16 protein-coding genes are annotated in these 21,881 nt (G+C 41.8%); 6 read left to right on the top strand and 10 right to left on the bottom strand.

Going from position 1 to position 21,881, the window contains the following annotated elements:
- Window positions 1-71: 71 nt before the first annotated feature.
- The 7 genes from I2I04_RS05525 to recJ all read right to left on the bottom strand — a co-directional run bounded on the left by I2I04_RS05525 (window position 72) and on the right by recJ (window position 9,049).
- Window positions 72-845, bottom strand: a complete 774-nt coding sequence (locus tag I2I04_RS05525) for a prephenate dehydrogenase (RefSeq protein ID WP_143259040.1) — start codon at window positions 843-845, stop codon at window positions 72-74.
- 129 nt (window positions 846-974) lie between these two features.
- Window positions 975-2,036, bottom strand: a complete 1,062-nt coding sequence (locus I2I04_RS05520) for a bifunctional 3-deoxy-7-phosphoheptulonate synthase/chorismate mutase type II (RefSeq protein WP_143259041.1) — start codon at window positions 2,034-2,036, stop codon at window positions 975-977.
- Between the two features lie 23 nt (window positions 2,037-2,059).
- Window positions 2,060-3,250, bottom strand: coding sequence for a pyridoxal phosphate-dependent aminotransferase (locus tag I2I04_RS05515; protein WP_143259042.1), 1,191 nt, complete (start codon window positions 3,248-3,250; stop codon window positions 2,060-2,062).
- On the bottom strand, window positions 3,225-4,073 hold the full coding sequence (locus I2I04_RS05510) for a prephenate dehydratase (protein WP_143259043.1): 849 nt from the start codon (window positions 4,071-4,073) through the stop codon (window positions 3,225-3,227). Before I2I04_RS05510 ends, I2I04_RS05515 begins: the two co-directional genes overlap by 26 nt.
- 358 nt (window positions 4,074-4,431) lie before the next feature.
- On the bottom strand, window positions 4,432-5,394 hold the full coding sequence (locus tag I2I04_RS05505) for a tetratricopeptide repeat protein (protein WP_143259044.1): 963 nt from the start codon (window positions 5,392-5,394) through the stop codon (window positions 4,432-4,434).
- 39 nt (window positions 5,395-5,433) lie between these two features.
- Window positions 5,434-7,338, bottom strand: coding sequence for an ATP-dependent DNA helicase RecQ (locus I2I04_RS05500; protein ID WP_195654553.1), 1,905 nt, complete (start codon window positions 7,336-7,338; stop codon window positions 5,434-5,436).
- The gene (recJ, locus tag I2I04_RS05495; RefSeq protein ID WP_195654552.1) at window positions 7,331-9,049 is read right to left on the bottom strand and encodes a single-stranded-DNA-specific exonuclease RecJ; all 1,719 of its coding nucleotides are present in this window, start codon (window positions 9,047-9,049) and stop codon (window positions 7,331-7,333) included. The genes I2I04_RS05500 and recJ overlap by 8 nt, the downstream gene beginning before the upstream one ends.
- Before the next feature lie 263 nt (window positions 9,050-9,312).
- On the opposite strand from recJ, the gene I2I04_RS05490 reads away from it, so the two are divergent.
- The 6 genes from I2I04_RS05490 (at window position 9,313) to I2I04_RS05465 (ending at window position 19,569) form a co-directional block, all read left to right on the top strand.
- Entirely contained in the window at window positions 9,313-9,840 is a 528-nt protein-coding gene (locus I2I04_RS05490; protein WP_032841961.1) for an RNA polymerase sigma-70 factor, read from the top strand.
- 377 nt (window positions 9,841-10,217) lie between these two features.
- On the top strand, window positions 10,218-11,162 hold the full coding sequence (locus I2I04_RS05485) for a FecR family protein (RefSeq protein ID WP_195654551.1): 945 nt from the start codon (window positions 10,218-10,220) through the stop codon (window positions 11,160-11,162).
- Window positions 11,163-11,333: 171 nt separating this feature from the next.
- Window positions 11,334-14,891, top strand: a complete 3,558-nt coding sequence (locus I2I04_RS05480; protein WP_195654550.1) for a TonB-dependent receptor — start codon at window positions 11,334-11,336, stop codon at window positions 14,889-14,891.
- A gap of 21 nt (window positions 14,892-14,912) precedes the next feature.
- Window positions 14,913-16,661, top strand: a complete 1,749-nt coding sequence (locus tag I2I04_RS05475) for a RagB/SusD family nutrient uptake outer membrane protein (RefSeq protein ID WP_195654549.1) — start codon at window positions 14,913-14,915, stop codon at window positions 16,659-16,661.
- A 29-nt stretch (window positions 16,662-16,690) separates the two neighbouring features.
- Window positions 16,691-18,673, top strand: a complete 1,983-nt coding sequence (locus tag I2I04_RS05470; protein WP_223225880.1) for a phosphodiester glycosidase family protein — start codon at window positions 16,691-16,693, stop codon at window positions 18,671-18,673.
- A 41-nt stretch (window positions 18,674-18,714) separates the two neighbouring features.
- Window positions 18,715-19,569: a phosphodiester glycosidase family protein gene (locus tag I2I04_RS05465; protein ID WP_143259052.1), complete on the top strand. Its 855-nt coding sequence runs from the start codon at window positions 18,715-18,717 to the stop codon at window positions 19,567-19,569.
- A gap of 256 nt (window positions 19,570-19,825) precedes the next feature.
- Here the strand turns inward: I2I04_RS05465 and I2I04_RS05460 are convergent, their stop codons facing one another.
- From I2I04_RS05460 to I2I04_RS05450, 3 genes are read right to left on the bottom strand one after another with little or no spacing between them, the layout of a single operon-like run.
- Window positions 19,826-20,440, bottom strand: coding sequence for a hypothetical protein (locus I2I04_RS05460; protein WP_049701827.1), 615 nt, complete (start codon window positions 20,438-20,440; stop codon window positions 19,826-19,828).
- A gap of 57 nt (window positions 20,441-20,497) precedes the next feature.
- On the bottom strand, window positions 20,498-21,238 hold the full coding sequence (locus tag I2I04_RS05455; RefSeq protein ID WP_138293810.1) for a hypothetical protein: 741 nt from the start codon (window positions 21,236-21,238) through the stop codon (window positions 20,498-20,500).
- Between the two features lie 19 nt (window positions 21,239-21,257).
- On the bottom strand, window positions 21,258-21,827 hold the full coding sequence (locus I2I04_RS05450; protein ID WP_195654548.1) for a hypothetical protein: 570 nt from the start codon (window positions 21,825-21,827) through the stop codon (window positions 21,258-21,260).
- Window positions 21,828-21,881 lie beyond the last annotated feature (54 nt).

Here is a 21,881-nt window from a genome sequence, read left to right as displayed (position 1 = left end):
ACACATAAAAAAATCCCCTGCAAAGAACTTTTTTACAGGGGATCGTTAAATCTTATCTATGTCGGTACGGATTATTTGATCTTCTCCCGAATCTTTGTCAGATACTTTTTCATTCCTTCCGCATCCTTGTTCTCGATAATTTCAAGAAGGTTCTTCAACTCTGTCCGGATATTAGTCACTTGTCCCGGAGTGCGTGGGTTAAACAGAATTTCCTGAAGCAGGTAGTCGTCTTCGCTTAATAGACCTTTGGCAATTGCCATGTGTTTTTTGAACGTAGTTCCCGGAGCTTCCTGATGTTTCATTACGGCAGCAAATACAAAAGTCGATACGAACGGAATAGAAAGCGAGTAGGCTACTGTTTCATCGTGTTCGTCGAACGTATATTCGAAGATGTTCAAACGCAATGTCTGATAGAGGTCTTTGAAGAATATTTTTCCCAAGTGGTCGCCTTCACTGATGATGATGGCATTCTCGCTGCTCAGATTGCTAAGACTAGCAAAAGTAGGGCCAAACATCGGGTGGCTGGAGACATAACGGAAACCACTTTCTTCATAGAACTTCTTTAGTCCTGTTTTTACAGAGGCAATGTCACTAATGATACAGTCTTTCGGCAACACAGGCAACACCTTATGAAAGGCATCCAGCGTGTACTTCACTGTAACGGCATTAATAACCAGTTCCGGTTCAAATTCCTTAATCTCCTCCAATGTGGTGAAACGATACGTGTTATAGACAAAACGCAACTGGTGCGGGTTGACGTCGAACACGGCCGTCTCATGTTGAAAGCTTAATATATCAGTAAAGAAAGAGCCCATTTTACCGGCTCCAAGGATTAATATTCTCATAATGTTTATTTAATAATCTTTTCTCTAACCCTCTTCCAAGGAGAACAGACTGAAAGTTACTCTTGTCAATATGAACAGGAGATTGCTTTCTTTCCTCTCTTTGGAAGAGGGTTGGGGAGAGGCTGCTTTTTATTTATTAATAATTTCCATCTGTTGACGAACCGATTCTTCATGGATGGCTTCGAAAATCTTCTTCATAAACTCGCTGTCCATACCGCATTGTTCGCCCTGTGCGCCACGTTTTTCCAAGATTTCATTGTAACGTCCGGCTTGGAGAACGGTGATTCCATGTTCCTTTTTGTAGGTACCGATTTCGCGGGCTACGCGCATCCTTTTTGATAGTTCCTGAATGATATTGTCGTCACATTCGTCAATTTGTTTACGGAGTTGTGCCAGACTTTCGGTAGATTGCGTTTCAGTACGGATTACCAACAGATTGAGGATATAGTCGAGTACGTCCGGAGTAACTTGTTGAGAAGCATCACTCCAAGCACAATCCGGGTTACAGTGGCTTTCTACGATCAGACCGTCGAAGTTCAAGTCCATCGCCTGTTGGCAAAGTGGAGCTACTAATTCACGTTTTCCACCGATATGGCTCGGATCACAGAAAATCGGAAGATTAGGGATGCGACGACGCAGTTCGATAGGAATATGCCATTGGGGAAGATTACGGTAGATCTTCTTGTCATAGCTGCTGAAACCACGATGGATAGCACCTAGGCGTTTCAAACCAGCGTTGTTGATACGTTCCAATGCTCCGATCCATAATTCGAGATCCGGATTCACCGGGTTCTTAACCAATACGGGGATATCAACACCTTTCAGTGCATCAGCGATTTCCTGTACGGCGAAAGGATTAGCAGTGGTACGCGCACCTACCCAAAGAATATCGATACCTGCTTTCAGGCATTCGTAAACATGTTTGGCTGTTGCTACTTCCGTAGAAACATACATTCCTGTTTCTTTCTTTACCTCTTTCAACCAGGCAAGACCTTCTACACCGATACCTTCGAAACCTCCCGGTTTTGTACGCGGTTTCCAAATTCCGGCACGATATATTTTCTGTCCTTTAGCAGCCAGTTGTTTGGCTGTATCCATTACTTGTTCTTCTGTTTCTGCGCTGCAAGGGCCGGCAATGACAATTGGTCTTTTAGTTTCAATGCCCGGTAATAAAATTGATTCGAGTTCCATATTCTTATTTGTTTTTTATTCTTTTAATAACTTGTTTTCGTTGAAATTATTCTTTCCAATGCTTCCGCTAACTTATTGTCTTTGCAACAAAGAGAGATACGAATATACCTTGCTCCGTTACTGCCGAAAATAAATCCCGGAGTGATAAACACTCTTGCTTCATGCAACACCTTTTCCGTCAGTTCCTCTACATCCTTGCAGGAGGCGGGAATCTTTCCCCAAAGGAACATTCCTACTTGTTTTTCGTCGTAGGTGCATCCCAATGTTTTCATAATTTCACCGGCGAGGTGACGGCGGTTGCGGTAGTTTTCGTTATTGCCTTCATACCAGTCTGCTTCTGCTTCAAGAGCAGTTGCTGCAGCCAGTTGCATGGCACGGAACATACCGCTGTCGATATTACTTTTCACTTTCAATATCCATTGCACGAACTCCGCGTTCGATGCCAGCATACCGATACGCCATCCGGGCATGTTGTGGCTCTTGCTCATAGAGTTAAACTCGATGCAACAGTCTTTGGCTCCCGGTACACTCAGAATACTGATAGGCTTATCGTTCAGGATAAAGCTGTACGGATTGTCGTTCACAATCACGATATTCTTTCGGCGTGCAAAATCAACGAGACGTTCATATAATTCCGGAGTAGCATTGGCTCCTGTCGGCATGTTGGGATAGTTGGTCCACATCAGTTTTACGCGGCTAAGATCCATCTTTTCCAGTGCTTCAAAGTCAGGCATCCAACCGTCTTCTTCTTTCAGGTCATAGTTGATAACTTCCGCGCCAAGTATTTTACTCAAAGAAGTATAGGTGGGGTACCCCGGATTTGGGACTAACACCTGATCACCCGGATTGACAAATGCCAGCGTAACATGGAGGATTCCTTCTTTCGAACCGATCAATGGTTGTATTTCTGTATTCGGATTCAGTTCCACTCCGTACCAGCGTTGATACCAATTGGCGAAACCTCTGCGCAGTTCAGGGATACCTACATACGGTTGATAACCGTGTCCGTTGGGATCATGAGCATTGTTACACAATGTTTCGATGGTTTTCCTAGAAGGAGGCATATCAGGACTGCCGATGCCCAGACTGATGACATCTTTTCCTTCAGCATTCATCTGTGCTACTTCTTTGAGTTTCTTTGAGAAGTAGTATTCGCTAACACTTGCCAATCTGTCGGCAGGAGCGATTTTATACGTTTGATTTTCCTTCTGCATATTCGCCTAATAATTTAAGTTCTTTGGTTAATGGAGTGATTGCGGCAATAGATTGCTTGTATCTTAGATAATCGTTGAAAGCTACATCTACGTAAAATTGGTATTCCCATTCCCGTCCGATGATTGGCAACGATTGGATTTTTGTCAGATTGATATTATAGAACGATAGAATAGACAAAACCTGCGACAGACTGCCTTCCGTGTGCGGGAGAGTGAATACCATACTCGCCTTGTTGGTTGCATTGACATGATGTTGACGGAGTTCATCTACTTGCCAGGGATCGGCAACTACCAGAAAACGGGTGAAATTATGTTTGTTCGTTTCAATGCCTTCCTGAAGGATCTTCATGCCATAACGTTCGGCTGCAGCTTTGGAGCAGATGGCGGCGTGCCCTTTCAGGTTTTCATTCTTGATGATTTCCGCGCTACGGGCAGTATCTTCACCTTCCACTACTTTCAACTGTGGATGTTGATTCAGAAATTCGCGACATTGCATCAGGGCGATAGGGTGAGAGTTGACTTCAGTCAGATCTTCCCAGTTCTCATCAGGGAGACAGACGAAGCTGTGCGAGATACGCAGTTTGTATTCACCAATGATCTGTGTGCCGCTTTGTCGCAGTAACTCATTGTTGTGCAGCAAGCTTCCCGCAATCGTATTCTCGATGGCTAGCATTCCGATAACCTGGCTGTCTTTTCGTATCGAAGTAAACACGTCTTCGAAGTTGGCACAACAGATTAACTCTATTTCTTCTCCCTCGAAGTACTTGTGTGCGGCGATATCATGATATGAGCCGAGTGTTCCTTGAATTGCTATTTTCTTCATTGTTCTAAATGTATTATATAAAAAAATCCCGCATCCATATTGGAGCGGGATTCATATGATTGATTTCTCTATTCAGTCCTTAAGCATCACTGTCACTTGATACATACAAACTCCCGCTCTACTTTGTTGCTAAAGTAAAAGTAAAAAAAGAAGTAATATGCATAAGTAAATGATCTCATTTGAATCTTTATTTTTTTGCTTTGGTTTTTAATTCTGGGGCAAAAGTAATAAATTTCTGTTAGATGCAAATAAAAAACGATATTTTTTTTGTTTTTTCATCAAAAACAAATGAAAAGGTTATTCAGTATTACATTTGCGCTTCTGTTTTAAGTGATACTTGTTTCTTGGTTTCCGGTATTTAGAAGATACCCGGAAGTGCCTCCGGTTTTGGTCCCAAATTTTTGAATTCTCCGTTCAGACCAGCTTCTTCTTTCGGATTCAATTCCAGAGATTTCTTCATGTCTTCTACGGAGCCATCCTTATCACCATTCAGCAATTTAGCACGTCCGCGTTCTTTGTAGGCTTCTGCAAAGTTCGGATTCAGTTCGATGGCTTCATCAAACAGCCCGATGGCTTCCACCAACTTCTTCTGATTGATATAAAGTTGTCCTAAATAAAGGTAAGCCTGTTCGTTGAACGGGTTTATTTCCGTTACCAGTTTGTAATCCTCTTCCGCTTCCTCGTCCTGACCGTTGGCTTCTTTCACTTTTCCACGTAGGAGCATGGCAGTTTCTTCTTCCGGATTTTGGGCAAGTACAGCATCTATATCTTCCATCATTTCTTTATACTGTTTCAGATTTAACAAGGCTTCCGCACGTAACAGACGGGCTTCGATGAAATCGTCTTTCAAAGTGATCGCTTTGGTGAGATGGGCAATAGTCATCAGATCGTCGTTCTGTCCCTTGCGGGCTTTTCCTAACAGAAAATGAGCTACGGCATTTCCCTCTTCGATGGCAATCGCTTTATTGGCAGCCTCTTCCATAGCTTGATAATCTTCCTGGATGAAGCATACATTTGCTAGTGTCAGGAAAGTACTCGTGACATGAGGCTCCATTGCAGCCATTTTCTCCAACAGTTCGCGGGCTTTTGCCGTTTCTTCCATGTGGATGTAGAGTTGGCTAAGATAGCCCATTGTTTCAAACTCTTCCTGGATGGCAAGAGCTTCAGTAAAACATTTTACTGCATAATCCGGACGTCCCATGCGTTGTGCACGTAAACCGTCGTATTTGAAAATCTCGAAATTTTTCTGATCGTTTTTCTGTTTTTCACTTTCCGGAGTTTCTGATTTACCGGAGAAGAATGATTTAAAAAAGTTCGGCATGGTTGTGTTATTTTTGAGTTACCTCGCAAAGGTAGTAACTTATTTTGAAATATGTATCATTCCGTCCTGCATCTTCCACTCGCCTTCTTCCAATAAATATTGGATGACTTCACTGATTTTCTCTGTCTCCGCTTCTATTTTCTCGGCTATTTCTGCCGGTGTATGCGGCTTTTGAGTAAGTAATTCGGCTATTCTCTTTTTCAGTTCTTCAAGAGATTCCCCGGTCAGTGTATCTGTTACACGGTGACTAAGGCAAACATCACATTGTCCGCAGTTATGCTCGTTTTTCTCTCCGAAGTAGCGGAGCAGCATCCGGCTTCGGCACACATTCTCCGAAGTGACATATTCTTCCATCGCCTTGATGCGAGCTTCATATCGGGCTTTGCGCTCTTCGTAGACAGCAGGGGGAATGTGCACAAAACGAAGTTCCTGCCGTTCGCGCGTATATATAATATAAGGAGTCTTTTTGTGCGGAATATAATCCACGATGCGACGTTTGGTAAGCGTGACCAATATGTTATAAATCTGTTCGCGGGTCAGTCCGGTACGTACGGAAAGGGTGGCTTCGCTGATATAGGCATAATCGGTAAACACTCCGGTGTAAGAACGGAGAATCATCTGTATCAGTGCTTCAGCTTCCGTTCCCATTTCCCGAAGTTTGTACAATTCGTCCCGGCGAATCGTAAAAAGGATGCGTGAGGCGTTGTCCTGTTCGTCCGTATATTCCAGATAACCGGCTTGAGTCAGTATTTTCAGTGCACTGTCTACCGGAACCGGGAAGTATTTGAACTTCCGGCAAAACTCTTCCAGGTTAAATTCACGGACACATTGGAAACCGTCGCCCATTGCCATCTGATAGTAATATTGCAGATGTTCATACACATTGAGAATGTAGTCTTTATCGGGAAAAGTATCCACTACACGCTTGTGTAACGTCGTTCTGTCCGTTTTAGTATATAAGATTACGGCATACGCTTTCTCACCGTCTCTTCCTGCACGTCCGGCTTCTTGAAAGTAGGCTTCGAGAGAATCGGGGAGATCAAGATGTAATACGATACGCACGTCGGGCTTATCGATCCCCATTCCAAAGGCATTTGTTGCTACCATTACACGAACTTCGCCGCTTTGCCAGCGTTTTTGACGCAGGTCCTTTACGGCATTATCCAGTCCGGCGTGATAAAAGTCGGCGGTAATATCTTCGTTTACCAGTAATTCAGTGATTTCTTTGGTCCGTCTTCTGTTGCGGACATAGATAATGGCGCTGCCCGGTACCTTTCGTAAGATATGCAGCAACTCTTGAGTCTTGTTATCCGTTTGTCGGACCATATACGCCAGGTTTTTCCGCTCGAAACTCATGCGGAAAACATTCTCTTCACGGAAATCCAAGCGGGTTTGAATATCTTTCACCACTTCCGGAGTGGCGGTGGCGGTCAGTGCCAGTACTGGAATTCCCGGTAACAGTGCCCGTATCTCGGCAATTTTCAGGTAAGCGGGGCGGAAGTCATATCCCCACTGTGAGATACAGTGACTTTCGTCAACTGTAATCATGGAGACTTTCATCGACCGCAGTTTGGTGCGGAATATTTCCGTGTCCAGACGTTCAGGAGAAATATAGAGGAATTTGTAATCACCGAAGATGCAATTTTCCAGTGCCGTGAGAATTTCCTGCCGCGTCATGCCGGAGTATACGGCAAGAGCTTTGATGCCGCGTTTGCGCAGATTCTGCACCTGGTCTTTCATCAGGGCAATGAGCGGAGTAATGACAATGCAAATCCCTTCCTGGGCGAGAGCAGGCACTTGAAAGGTGATGGACTTACCGCCTCCGGTGGGCATGAGCCCCAGTGTATCTTTGCCTTCGCCGATACTGGTGATGATCTCCTCCTGCAAGTCGCGGAAGGAGTCATATCCCCAATATTGTTTTAAAATCTCCTGATACTTATTCAATCGGTTTTATATCCTCAATTTGAAGTTGAACTTCGCCACGCTTATGCGTGTTTTCTTCAATAGTGTAACAGATGTCGAACGAACGTTTTGTTTTGATATAGCGCACATGCGAACTCTGTCCGAACGCAATGCCGTTCATTACATTATTCGATTTGTTATCAACCAGTTCGAGCTTGATATGTTCCTGATCGCGTCCCACCACTTTACTCGTTCCATAATCATAAACGTGATGAGTGCAGAAAATGGGTTTCGTGTTGTCGGGACCGAAAGGATTAAACTTCTTCAGGTCGTTGAAGAACTTGGACGAAATATCCCTGAAGTCGATTTCAGCATCAATTTCGATGACGGCACTGGTTTGTTCCGGCAGGATATGCCGTGAAACGTAGTCTTCGAACCGTTTGGTAAAAGCATCCACATTCTCCACTTTCATTGATAGTCCGGCGGCGTATGTATGTCCTCCGAAGTTTTCCAGCAGGTCGCGGCAATATTCGATTGCTTTATATACGTCGAAACCGGAAACAGAACGTGCGGAACCAGTTGCCATGTCATCCGTCCGTGTCAGTACCACGGCAGGGCGGTAGTACACTTCCGTCAGGCGGGAAGCTACGATACCGATCACTCCTTTGTGCCATTCTTCGTTGTAGAGCACAATAGAGCGGCGGTCGGCTAATCCTTCCAGATTGGCAACGATGTTGTTTGCTTCCTCCGTCATACTCTTGTCGAGGTCTTTCCGGGTTTCGTTGTACTGGTTGATTTGTCCGGCTTTCTCAAGTGCCGCCGAGAAATCTTTTTCCGTCAGTAGGTCTACAGCTTCTTTCCCATTCTGAATACGTCCCGATGCATTGATGCGCGGTCCGATTTTAAACACAATATCGCTGACGGTGATTTCTTTTTCAGAAAGTCCGCATACATCGATAATGGCCTTCATACCGATACTCGGGTTACTGTTCAGTTGTTTCAGACCGTGGTAGGCGAGAATACGGTTTTCACCCATAATCGGAACGATGTCCGATGCGATACTAACGGCTACGATGTCGAGCAACGGAATCAGGTGATGAAATTCGATGCCGTTACTAATGGCGAATGCCTGCATAAACTTGAAACCGACTCCACAACCGGAAAGGTGGGTGTACGGGTACGTGTTGTCCAGGCGTTTGGCGTTCAGGATAGCTACGGCAGGCGGGAGAATATCATCCGGCACGTGATGGTCACAGATGATAAAGTCAATCCCTTTCTCTTTGGCATACGTGATTTCCTCTACTGCTTTTATTCCGCAATCAAGTACAATAATCAATCCTACACCGGTTTCAGCGGCGTAGTCCACTCCTTTTTTAGAAATGCCATACCCTTCGTTGTAGCGGTCGGGTATGTAATAATCAAGGTTCGAATAGAACTGTTGAATAAACTTGTAGACCAATGCCACGGCAGTAGTACCGTCTACGTCATAATCTCCATAAATTAGAATACGTTCTTTCTTTCCCATCGCCCTGTTCAGACGTTCTACTGCAATATCCATATCCTTCATCAGGAACGGATCGTGCAGGTCGGGCAACTGCGGGCGGAAAAACTTCTTGGCATCTGCTGCCTTCGTAATTCCCCGCTGTACCAAAAGTTGTCCAAGAATCGGGCTAATCCCTAATTCCTGGGCCAATGTCTGGCTTGTCTCTGCCTGTTCGGGTGTAATGGGTCGATAATTCCATTTGTGATTCATTTTATATATTGTTTTTTCTTTTTCTGTTCTCGAGGGTTGGAAAGGCACTTCTTCCCAACAAGGGGTAAAAGTACGAAAAAAAGCGGAAGTGTATAGTAGATAAGACGAAAATATTTCAAGGGCAGTGGAAAACCGGAAGTTTGATATGGGGTGTCTTTTAGTTTTTATAGTTGATTTTTGAAAGATAACTTTTTTGGTTTATCTTTGCTCCACCAATAAGAATCTGATAAATGAGAAAGCCGGGTAACGTCACAGACTCCAATATGACATTTGATAATATCTATTCAGAGTATTATCAACGTTGCTTTCTATTCGCCAAATCCTATCTCCATGATGAAATGCTGTCGAAAGATATAGCTTCCGAAGCGATGATTACCTTATGGACTACGATGAAAACGGAAGAAGTGGATAATATCCGTGCTTTCTTGATGACCGTAGTAAAGAACCAATCGTTGAATCATCTGCGAAACGAACATCTGCGGATGGAAGCTCGTGAGAATATCCTGAATGACGAACTCTATGAGCTTGACTTCCGCATCTCTTCTTTGGACGCCTGCAATCCGACGGATATTTTCTCGGAAGAGATTAACAGGATTGTCAATCGGACATTGGATACATTGCCGCTGCAAACCCGGAATGTTTTCAGAATGAGCCGCTATGAGAACAAATCTATAAAAGAAATAGCCGATACGTTGAATATCAGCGTCAAAGGTGTCGATTATCATATAGGTAAGGCGTTGAAAGCCTTACGTGTTAATCTGAAAGATTATCTTTATCTCTTCTTCATTTAATAAAGTACTGCTTTATTCCCAGTCTATTAATAGATAACTTCTTTTGTATTAAGTCTAAACTTGTATTTCATTAGTTGCAAACTTCTTTTTGATTACTTTCAAACTATAAACGCAAGTTCTGTTTTTATAATCAAAGCTTGCATTTATAGTTTACAGTTAGGCAAGTGCAACTTTACTATTGGATAAGAGGAAGTTTATACCTAATAGACAGCAACTTTTCTATTAATATATAAGGAGTGAAGAAGTACTGTCCTAAGCATTAATAACCTGTTGATTGAAGAATAACTCACTTTTTCATCTTTTCAACTAGTGAACTTCTTTCCTGGTGTGTCTATTATGTACAGGGCGGATAAATGCTTTGGATAATAGAACGCTATATGGACATAAGACTACTTAATAAATATATTGCCGGTGACGTACTTCCCGAAGAAAAGAAAGAAGTGATACGCTGGATGAAAGAGAGCGAAGAACATCGTGAACAACTGATGCAGTTACATCGCATTTATAACGCAACCCTTTGGAACGGAAACGTTGACGGACAGAATACGAAGAATACGGAAAAGAAGAAGCCTGTAATGCGGTATCTCTGGACGTCGATGAAGATAGCCGCGGTAGTTGCCATGCTCGCTTTCATCATCCATAAGGAATATCAGGGCTATCGGTTGGAGCATTCTACCGACATGCAGACTGTGACCGTTCCAGCAGGACAGCGTGCCAATCTGATATTGGCTGACGGGACAACAGTTTGGTTGAACTCCAACTCCACATTGAAATACCCCGCTAACGGCTTCCACTCTAAAAACAGAAAAGTGGCTTTGGAAGGAGAAGGATACTTTGAAGTGGCGCACGACGAGAAACACCCTTTCATTGTTGAAACGCAGAAATATGATATCCGGGTATTGGGAACCACCTTCAACGTATCCGCCTATCCGAATTCCGATATGTTTGAAACGTCTCTGATAGAAGGAAAAGTAACCGTCTACCAGCCGGATACGCAAAACGAAATAGTGCTGAAACCGTATGAGAAAGTAGAAGCGAGAGACGGTAAACTTTATAAAGAGGCATTCACTTCGGACAACGATTTCCTCTGGCGGATGGGAATCTATTCCTTTAAGAATGAACCTTTGGAAACGGTATTCAAGAAATTGGAGCAATATTATGAAGTGAAGATTATCAACAATAATCAAAAGATAGCTTCCCGTCCGTGTACAGGTAAGTTCCGGCAGAAAGAAGGTATTGAGCACGTGATGAAGGTATTGCAGAAGTACGTTAAATTTAACTATATGCAGGATGATGAGAAGAATCAGATTATCATCTATTGATAAAGAAGTATGAATCCTAAAATGAAAAACATGAGAACAAGAGCACCTGTCTGTTTAAAACGAAAATATCGGTAAATGCTGCAACATTTACCGATATGTGAGAAGTCAATAAAAAGACTCGACTTTCATTCCAAATCTTTATGTATTAACTTAATAACTCTAGGCAAAGATATGAAAAATAATCTTTGGTGTGGACGTATTGTCCATAGAAAAACACACTCTACTCAAATTTTAAGAATTATGAGGTTAACTGTCTTTTTCCTGTTATTCATTATTTTTGAGACGTATGCCCTGGATGGCTATTCTCAGAATCAAAAAGTTACGATGAATAAAGGAACCGCAACATTCGCCGAAATCATCAGGCAGATTGAAAAACAAACAGACTATTTGTTTATCTATAATGAACACGAGATTGCTTTGGACAAACAAATAGCAGTATCTACTCGGGAAACCACGGTTGCCGAAATTCTTAATAGAGTTTTGCAAGGAACAGGTTTCTCGTATACGATGGAAGGCAACCATATTATTCTGGTGAAAAGTATGGAGAAAATGAAAAACGTAACTCTCGGTCGGAAGATAACAGGAACTGTGAAAGATGATTTGGGAGAGGCTATTGTCGGTTGTAATGTAGCTGTTAAAGGTGAGAAAATAGGAGCCATCACCGATATGGATGGAAGATATACTATCGAGGTTCCGGACAATAGTATATTGGTTTTCTCATTTTTAGGTTATAAGAGCGTTGAATCTCCAGTCAAGAATAATTCGGTTATCAATATAACCATGCAAGAAGACTCCAGATCTTTGGAAGAAGTGGTGGTTGTAGGTTATGGAACACAGAAGAAAGTCAATTTGACAGGTGCCGTGTCTGTGGTTGAGGGGGATCAATTGGCAGGGCGTTCTGCTTCGACTATGTCTCAATTACTGCAAGGAGCAGTTCCTAACATGACTGTCTCTTTTTCTTCCGGTCGTGCAGGAGATGGAGGTTCGTTTAATATCAGAGGTGTGAATTCCATTAGTGGTTCTGCCAAACCGTTGGTCCTTATTGATGGAGTGGAGGGAGATGTGAATCGTGTCAATCCGAATGATGTCGCCTCTGTTTCGGTCTTAAAAGATGCGTCGTCTGCGGCAATTTATGGAGCACGTGCCGCCTATGGAGTTATTCTGGTAACTACAAAAACGGGAGAAAAAGGCAAAGTCACTCTTAATTATAACGGACGATATAGCTTTAGTGATGTAACTACGTCGACAGATTATGAAACCCGTGGATATTATGCGGCCGGTATTAGTGATATGTTTTTCTCTACCTGGCAAGGGACACCATTGCTCACATATACGGAAAAGGATTATCATGAGTTGTGGATCAGGAGAAATGATAAGACGGAACAACCCGAACGGCCCTGGGTAGTAACTGAAAACGGACAGTATAAATACTATGGGAATTTTGATTGGTATAATTATTTATATGACCATAAACGTCCGACGCATGAACATAATGTAAGCATTTCCGGTGGAAGTGAACATTTGAAGTTCAGGCTTTCCGGAGGATATTATAATCAGAAAGGAGTTCTTAAAATACAACCGGACAAGTATGAACGCTATAACTTCAAATCAAGGCTGGAAGCCAAAGTGACTCCATGGTTATCCGTCAGTAATAATACCTCTTATTTCAAATCGAATTACTCCTATCCGGGACTTGGTGGAGTGAATACAATATTTAAGAATGCAAGCTATCGTGCCTTGCCTATATTAGTGCCTGTACATCCTGACGGTACACTGGTGTATGAAACTAATATAATGAACTATACTTTGGCGGGTACCACCGTTGCATTATCTAATAAGAAACATAATAATAAAGATGAGATAGACGAGTTTATGACCACATTTGAAGTCGTTATAAATCCGGTAAAACATGTTGAAATCATAGGGAATTACACATATTCGAAATATGACAAGAAATGTACCAATAGAAGTGTAGACATGCAATACTCCAAGGTACCGGGTGTTACGATTACCATGCCCGAGAGTACAAGCGGAGGGAATAAACTGACTGTGTTGAATACAAAAAATCTGTATTATGCATATAATGCTTACGGAACTTATGGTAACTTGTTTGCCGGCTCTCATAATGTGAAACTGACAGGCGGTATCAACTATGAGACAAAATCTTATGAAGATCTGACTGTGAGTAAAGATGGACTGTTATCTGATGAATTGAATGACTTTAATCTGGCTAAGGGAGAAAATACAGTAGTCACCGGAGGAAAGAATAAATATGCTTTATTTGGCGTCTTTTATAGGGCAAACTATGATTATAAAGGAAGATACCTGTTTGAGGCGAGCGGAAGATACGATGGCAGTTCCCGGTTTAAAAAAGGCCATCGGTACGGCTTCTTCCCATCGTTCTCCGCCGGATGGCGCATTAGCGAAGAGCCTTTTTATGGAGCATTGAAAAATACAGTAGATAACCTAAAGTTACGACTGTCTTATGGAACTTTGGGCAATCAGCAAGTTGGTTATTATGATTATCTGCAGCAAATAGAAACAGGAAAAGTTCTTAATTATTCGTTTGGTGATAAAGAAAAAGCCTCGTATGCCTATGAAACCGCTCCTAATGCTTCCGACTTGACATGGGAAACCGTAGTTACTAAAAATATTGGTCTTGATATCGGTATCTTCAATAATAGATTGAATGTTTCGGCAGATGCTTATATAAGGGATACAAAAGACATGCTAATGCCCGGCAAAGCATTACCGTCTGTCTATGGCGCAAAATCTCCTAATATGAATGCTGCTGACTTAAGGACCAAAGGTTGGGAATTGGTCGTTGCCTGGAATGACCGTTTTAATGTAATGGACAAACCTTTTAACTATGGTGTTTCGTTTGGAATCGGGGATAATGTCTCCAAGATTACGAAATATGATAACCCTAATAAAGAAATCAGCTCTCCTTATGTCGGTCAGAGACTGGGAGATATATGGGGGTATATGGTTGATGGCTATTTTGCGACAGATGAAGAGGCAGCTAATTATGGAGTAGACCAGAGTGTCGTAAACTATATCATCAATAATGCCGTTGTCGATAGAGGACTGCATGCTGGAGACATGAAATATCTCGATCTTGATGGCAATAATAAGATCGAACAAACTGTCAGTGCTAATGATATTAAGGACCAACGGATTATAGGTAATTCTCTTCCGCGCTATACGTATAGTATCAGACTTAATGCAGAATGGAATGGCATTGACTTTTCCGTGTTCTTTCAGGGAGTGGGGAAACAAGACTGGTACCCATCCAGTGATGCATTTGCCTTTTGGGGACCGTATAGTTCACCAGCACCAAGTTTCATTCCGAAGGATTTTCTGGCAGACGTATGGAGCGTAGACAATCCTGATGCTTATTTCCCCCGCCCCAGAGGATATATCGCATGGACTGATGGCCGTTCCTTGTCATCGGTTAATAACAGATACTTGCAAAGTCTTGCCTATTGCCGACTGAAAAACCTGACCGTAGGATATACGTTACCTGTTAAATGGTTATCAAAGATACATGTACAGAAAGCCCGTCTCTATTTCAGTGGTGAGAATCTGCTCACATTAGACAGGCTGGATACGGATTATATTGATCCGGAAGCGGCTGCTGCCGGAACAAATTGGAAAACAGGTAAGACTAATGCACTCTCTTATCCGTTCTCAAAGACTTATTCTTTTGGTATTGATATTACATTCTGATAATAACTAATATATCTATATATGAAAACCAAGTTTTGTATCATATTTATGTGGTTGTTTACCATTCTTTTTATATCGTGTGATAAACTGGACCTTTATCCTGAAGACAGTTTGTCTCCAACCACCTATTTCAAGAATGAAAACGAACTTCAACTGTATAGTAATCAGTTTTACTATAATATACTGCCTACGGCAGCAGATATTTATAAAGATAATGCAGATGTATTGATTGTTTCTCCGTTGGATGATGAGGTAACTGGGCAACGGATCATTCCATCGACGGGTGGAGGATGGAATTGGGAGGCATTGAGAAGTCTTAATTTCTTGTTAGAGAATTCTCATAATTGTGAAGATCAAGATGTACGTAATAAGTACGATGCAATCACCCGTTTTTTCAGGGCTTATTTTTACTTTAAGAAAGTACAGCGATTTGGAGATGTCCCCTGGTATGATAAAGTACTGGATTCGTCTGATGCTGAACTGTTGTATAAACCCCGGGATTCCAGAGAGTTTGTGATGCAGAAAATCATTGAAGATTTGGATTTTGCTATTACTACTTTATCCAAAGATAAAGAACTTTACAGAGTCAGTAAATGGGCTGCATTGGCACTGAAGTCAAGAGTTTGTTTGTTTGAAGGCACTTTCCGTAAGTATCATGGGATAGCAGACTACGAAAAATATTTGGATGCGTGTATTACTGCTTCCGATGACTTTATGAAGAATAGTGGATATAGCTTGTATAAAACAGGCAGTACTCCTTATCAGACTCTTTTTTCTTCCTTGAATGCCATTCAGCAGGAAATTGTTTTGGCTAGAGACTATAATGGGACACTGAATATCCGTCACGACGTGCAAGGTTTTGAAAATACAGCTTCGAAAGGCAGACCCGGATTATCGAAAAAGATTGTAAATATGTATTTGAATAAGAACGGTTCCCGTTTTACGGACATGCAAGGATATGCCACTAAGGTATTCTTTGATGAATGTCAGAACAGAGATCCTCGTTTGGCACAGACCATCCGTACTCCCGGATATATACGTCCGGGAGAAACGAAACAGTCGGGTCCTAATTTCTCTTCGGCAATGACTGGGTATCATTTAATTAAATATTCGGGTGCCACCAAATATGATGTAGGTGACACGTCTGAAAATGATTTTCCTATTTTCAGGACGGCGGAGGTTTTTTTGAATTATGTGGAAGCCAAAGCGGAAAGGGGAACGTTGGAACAGAATGATATTGACAGGACGATTAAATTAATAAGGGATAGGGTAGGAATGCCGAACCTGAATATGAGTGACGCTAATACGGACCCCGATCCTTATCTGCTGAATGTCTATCCTAATGTCTCTGAAACGAATAAAGGAGTCATACTGGAAATCCGTCGTGAAAGAGTCATAGAATTGTTAATGGAAGGCTTCCGTTATTATGATTTAATGCGTTGGAAAGCGGGGAGTTGTATGGATGATGAGTTTTTGGGAATGTATTTCCCCGGTCCGGGTAATTATGACCTGAATCATGACGGGACTATTGATGTCTGTCTGTATAAAGGAGCAAAGCCTGGTGGTGTCAATGCGCTTGAATATCTGGAGATTGGAGTTACGGTAGAACTGACAGAAGGAGAATCCGGGAATGTGATTTGCTATAAAGATGTTCCTCGCCAGTGGAATGAAGAACGGGACTATTTATACCCGATTCCAAGGCAGGACCGTATTTTGACAAATGGAGCTCTGACACAGAATCCGGGATGGAATGATAATTTAAACTTTTAATTTGATTGGTCATGAAAGAATATAGAATAATGATATTACTAGTTTCTACGCTTTTTATAATAGCTATCAGCTGCTCCAGCCAACTGGACAATGAAGATTTCAGCGATATGATAGGAAAGGGACAGAATTATACTCCTCCTCCTATCCCGGTTGAAGAACCGACATTGAAGGACAAAGATGGCTGGAAAATAGATTCTATTGACGGAAAGAGTTTTATATGGTACTCCTATAATAAAGGGGCTTTCAATGCCCAACAACAAATAAATGTGCTTGAAATCGACCTGTCGAGTCCTGATTACGAATTGGAGTTTGTTTCGGCTCCTCAACTCGATTCTTTGTCAAGCGTTGCTCTGAAACATGATGCGGTAGCCGGAATTAATGGTACGTATGAACTTGAAGCCTCTTTCGTAAAAGTCAATGGCTCAATAATTTCACCGATCACTCTTCCCGAAGGTCATTTAAGATATTGGAAACATGAAGGGGCCATAGCTTATGACGGCTATAAGGTTGAAATTGGATATGGAACAAAGGAATCATATTCCTATAATTCAATGCCTAACATATTCTCGGGAGCACCAGTCTTGATAGATAATTATCAACCGGTAGGTGAAACATTTATTGGAGATATAACCGGAATCAACCTGAATTCCCTGGATGGAGAGGATTACCGAAGACATCAGGGAGTACGTCATCCCCGTACCGCTGTGGCTTTGACAGAACAGAATAAACTTTTGTTGGTAACAGTGGACGGTCGTGCGGATTTGGCGGCAGGAATGACTGCCAAAGAGCTTACCTCCTTTATAAACCAGTATTTTAAACCACAGCATGCCTTGAACGTAGACGGGGGAGGGTCTACAACGATGTATATACGCGACAGTAATCTTTCAGCCACAGATGTAGTCAACTATCCGTGTGATAATAAAAAGTTCGATCATTACGGACAACGCAGTGTCAGGACTTTCATCTTGGTAAAGAAGCATAGCAACGGGCAGTTGTTTGACTCTGGTGACGGTTCGGAGGATAATCCTTATATTATAAAAACGGCGAGACATATGCAGGATATGCATAAGGTCAATTATTCTAAAGGAATGGTTTATTTCAGAATGGAGGCCGATGTGAATATGTCAGGGATTGATTGGCAGGCTTTGAATGTGAGTGAGCCTTATGACAGACTCGTCCATTTTGACGGAAACGGGCATGTTATAAAAGGCTTGAAATCGCAAGGTAACTATGCCAGCTTGTTCGGGGTGTTATGTGGAGTCTGCAAGAATTTGGGAATTGTGGATGCAGATATTGTGGCACAAAATGGAGGCGGAATATTAGCCGGTTATGTAGGGATAAAAATCCCGACTTCGGACGTATTTACCGGAAGTGTAGAAAATTGTTATACGAGCGGAAAGGTATCGGGATTTGATATAATTGGCGGTATTTCCGGTAATATCGGTAAACCGAGCGGCTCTGTGTATTCGTCCATTAAGAATTGTTATTCTACTGCTACGGTTACAGCGAAGAATGAAACAGGAAATTCACGTGCCGGGGGGATAGTAGGTATTGTCTGGGCTGGTGGTATATTGGAGAATTGCTATGCGGCAGGTGAAGTTATTTCAATGAATTCCGGAGCAGCAGGTATCGGAGCTTATTTTGATACTGCACCTAAAAGATGCGTTGCTTTGAATAAATTAGTGGAAAATAAGAAAAATGGTGTAAATTTGGGGCGTATTGCCGCCTTCATGGGAGCAGCTAATATGACGGTTGTTGATTGTTGGGCAACAGACGATATGAAGATTTTGAATGCCGGAGTACCTAAAACCGAATTTTCCGGTGAATTAGTCGGTGTGAAGCAACCCCACGATGGGGAAACTAAGTCGAAGGAGTTCTTATCGAATATGCAGAACTACCTTGATGCAGGATGGGGAAACTCATGGTATTACAAGGTAAATGCGAAAGGATATCCTATTCTGTTATGGCAATATAATCGGGAAGATTATAATACGGACATTACTGGTCATTAAGACTAATATATATTATACTTAACACATTTATTCGTTAGTTTATGAAGAAAAACTTGTTAATCGTCGTTATCCTGGCTGTGTGCTCCATTGAAATGGTAAAAGGGCAGACAGTAGCGGATTCATTGGCAATTGTATCTGCTTGTTGGAAGATAGAAAATCCTCAAAAAGGAATTGTATATAAGTATGCTTCTATCCCTCAATTATATCAAGGTCCCCAATCTATCAGCCTGATAGAAATTGATCCTGTTGCAGGTTTGAAAGTCGGTGTTGCCGTTTCGGATAAAATGAAAGAAACAAGTAAGATTGCTTCTGAATATAACGCCATTGCAGCCATTAATGGCTCCTATTTTGACATGAAACGGGGAAACTCGGTCTGCTTCCTGAAGACGGATCGCCAGGTTATTGATACAACGATGCAGAGTGAGTTTAAACTGCGTGTTACAGGAGCTATTAATGTGCGCAAAGGGAAGATAAAGTTAATCCCTTGGAGCAAACAGATAGAAAAGGAATATGAAGGGGAAACAGGTATAGTACTTGCTTCCGGTCCGCTGATGCTGAAAGACGGACAGATTTGCGATTGGAATTCATGTGGCACGAATTTTATCCGAACCAAGCATCCTCGTAGTGCTGTTGCCACCACTAAGGAGGGGAAAATATTGTTGATAACCGTAGACGGACGTTTCCCGGAGCAAGCCGAAGGAGTGAATATTCCGGAACTGGCACATTTGATTCGTATTTTAGGAGGTGAGGATGCGTTAAATTTGGATGGAGGCGGGTCTACTACCCTTTGGCTGTCCGGTGCATCGGATGATGGAGTTGTTAATTATCCTTGTGATAATGGGCGGTTTGACCATGCTGGGGAGCGTAAGGTGCCTAATATTCTTTGTATACATTAATACTACTCTTTAATGAGAGTATTTATTTAGCTCAATAACGGATGGGAGAGTGCTTCATCCAACTGTTTTACAGTTATGAGCATAATCGTGATATATTCTTTCCTCCATAAAGTTGAAAAAACATAGAAGTATCTGCCGCAGGTATCTGTAACGCTCCAACTGTTTGTCAGCTAGCGTATTACGCGCTTTTTGTTGCAGGTGGCAGATACTTCTATGTTTATTCAACTTTATAGTAGGCAAATGTGGTTCAAGCCAGTTAGTCTTTTATCTTGCGTAACTTCGCCTTTTTGATAAAGAACTTGGCTAATTCTCTTCCTGCTTTGGCATACGTTTCCTGAACGCGATACCCGGAAGTGAAATCAGTACCCCAAAAGTTGTTGGCAGAAGCATTACGGATTCTGATAGAGGCTACTTGCTCACCTGTTTCAATCTTCTTCACTTTGCAGCTTAGGTCGACAGATGCATTCTGACGCATGACACCCACATTCCAACCCGGCTCGGTGAAGTCTGTATTGATTTCGATTCGATATTGAGCACCTTCCGTACCTGCTGTGATACCAACTTCGCTCATATATTTATCGAAAAGTTCCAAGAACTTTGGCTCAAATCGTTCTTTACGGTCGCCATACCAGGCAGCTTTCCATTGATCTCCTTTGCCCTCTTCTTTTGCATTATATTCGGAGCTTTTTTTATCTACATATTCGCTTTCTGTCAGTTTTCCTACCAGCATTTCGTCATAAGAGAAAGTGAATTGTATCACTTGTTGGTCCTTGATGAAGTCGATAGTTCCTGAAGTCATAACAATGCTTTGCGCAAATGAAAATGCAGTAATGCAGCTCAATAGTAGAAGTGTTGTGATAGTCTTTTTCATGGTTCGAATTTGATTTATTGTTTGTTTGTTGTTAAAAGGTACAGACAAACAGTAGATTTAGAATTCAAAACCGAATCTGACTCCTACTCCGTGTAACTCCCATGTATCATCCCAGCTGTCATGATAATAATGACCTCCATAACTGTAACTATAATCAGTTGTGGTGTCATAATCTTGGAAATTGTACATCAAAGCTAAATTCAAGGCCTTTTTCCCTTTTAAAGAAAAACGTACTCCTACTCCTATCGAAGCATACGCTCCTTCTATGTCTCCTACAGCATATCCGGTTTTTACATCGGCAAAAGGCGTCACTCTTTTGTTGATGAAGTTAGCCCTGAAGTTAGCATAGATTGGCGCTGCAACAAGATCAGCATCCGTATAGTAGTTGAGAGCAACACCACCACCAACGAAGAAATAATTATTGAATTGATAACCGTGTGAGGTTGATAATTCAATTTTGGAGGCATTGTAGTCGCTGACATCACCGATGTATGCAAAGTCCACGAAACCTTTATAGCCTTTTAATGTATTTCTTGCGGCTTTGCGGTTGTTGGCCTCTTTGCGGTAATCTCTTGTATACCGTTCTTCTTTAGTGATTTTCTCCACATCACTCATCTGACAGATGATGAGGCTGCCATCACTTGTTTTAATTTTTAAGGAAACATTGGGTACTTGCTCAATGATAACCCCTTTGATAATGCTGCCATTCTTTAAATACACTACTTCTGTGTAATTTTGTGCTGCGACATAAGTACTGATACTTAACAGTAAAGTCAGCAATAATAGTAGTTTTCTCATGTTTATATATATTATTGGTTTATAATTTCTTGAGTGCGCTATAAATAGAGCCTGCCCAGTAGTTGCGCAATCCGAAACCACGTGCTTTTCCATCTGTTATCCATTCTTCAATGATCTCCTTTGTTTCAGTATTGAAGAATACGACTTCATACGTACCTCTGGCGTTTGATTTATCCAGGAACTGTGCGATAAATACCATACCTATGCCCGGCGTTTTCTGAATAGGTAATGCTTTGATAGCCGCTTTGATTTGTTCTTTACTAAGGCTATATTCTCTTTTGGCAGTCATCAGCTCGGCCACGTTGATGTTTTCGTTCACTTGATTGACTGCATCCAATGAGATTTCCGTTACCTCTTTTCTCAACTGCTTTCCTACGTTATATTTCTTTGCTTCTGTGATAAAAAGCTCATTGATACGTCTGAAAGCATCTTTGAATTGCACCGGTGATTCATCTGCACCGAAAACTTTAGCTTGGGAGTAGTCCACTCCATAGAACTTGATAGACTGGATGTCTTTCAATGCACTCTTGCCTTGTCCGAAACAGAACAGGCTTGTACTTAAGAATAAGAATAGAATAAGTTTTTTCATAAACGTTAATGTTAAAGTGATATAGTTAGTTTATAAACTCCAAAAGTAGAGAAT

Source organism: Bacteroides sp. 1001136B_160425_E2, from assembly GCF_015559655.1.
In the GTDB taxonomy this organism is placed as follows: Bacteria; Bacteroidota; Bacteroidia; order Bacteroidales; family Bacteroidaceae; genus Bacteroides; species Bacteroides luhongzhouii.
The sequence above is the reverse complement of the archived record's forward strand: the minus strand, read 5'-3'. Positions and strand labels throughout refer to the sequence as shown.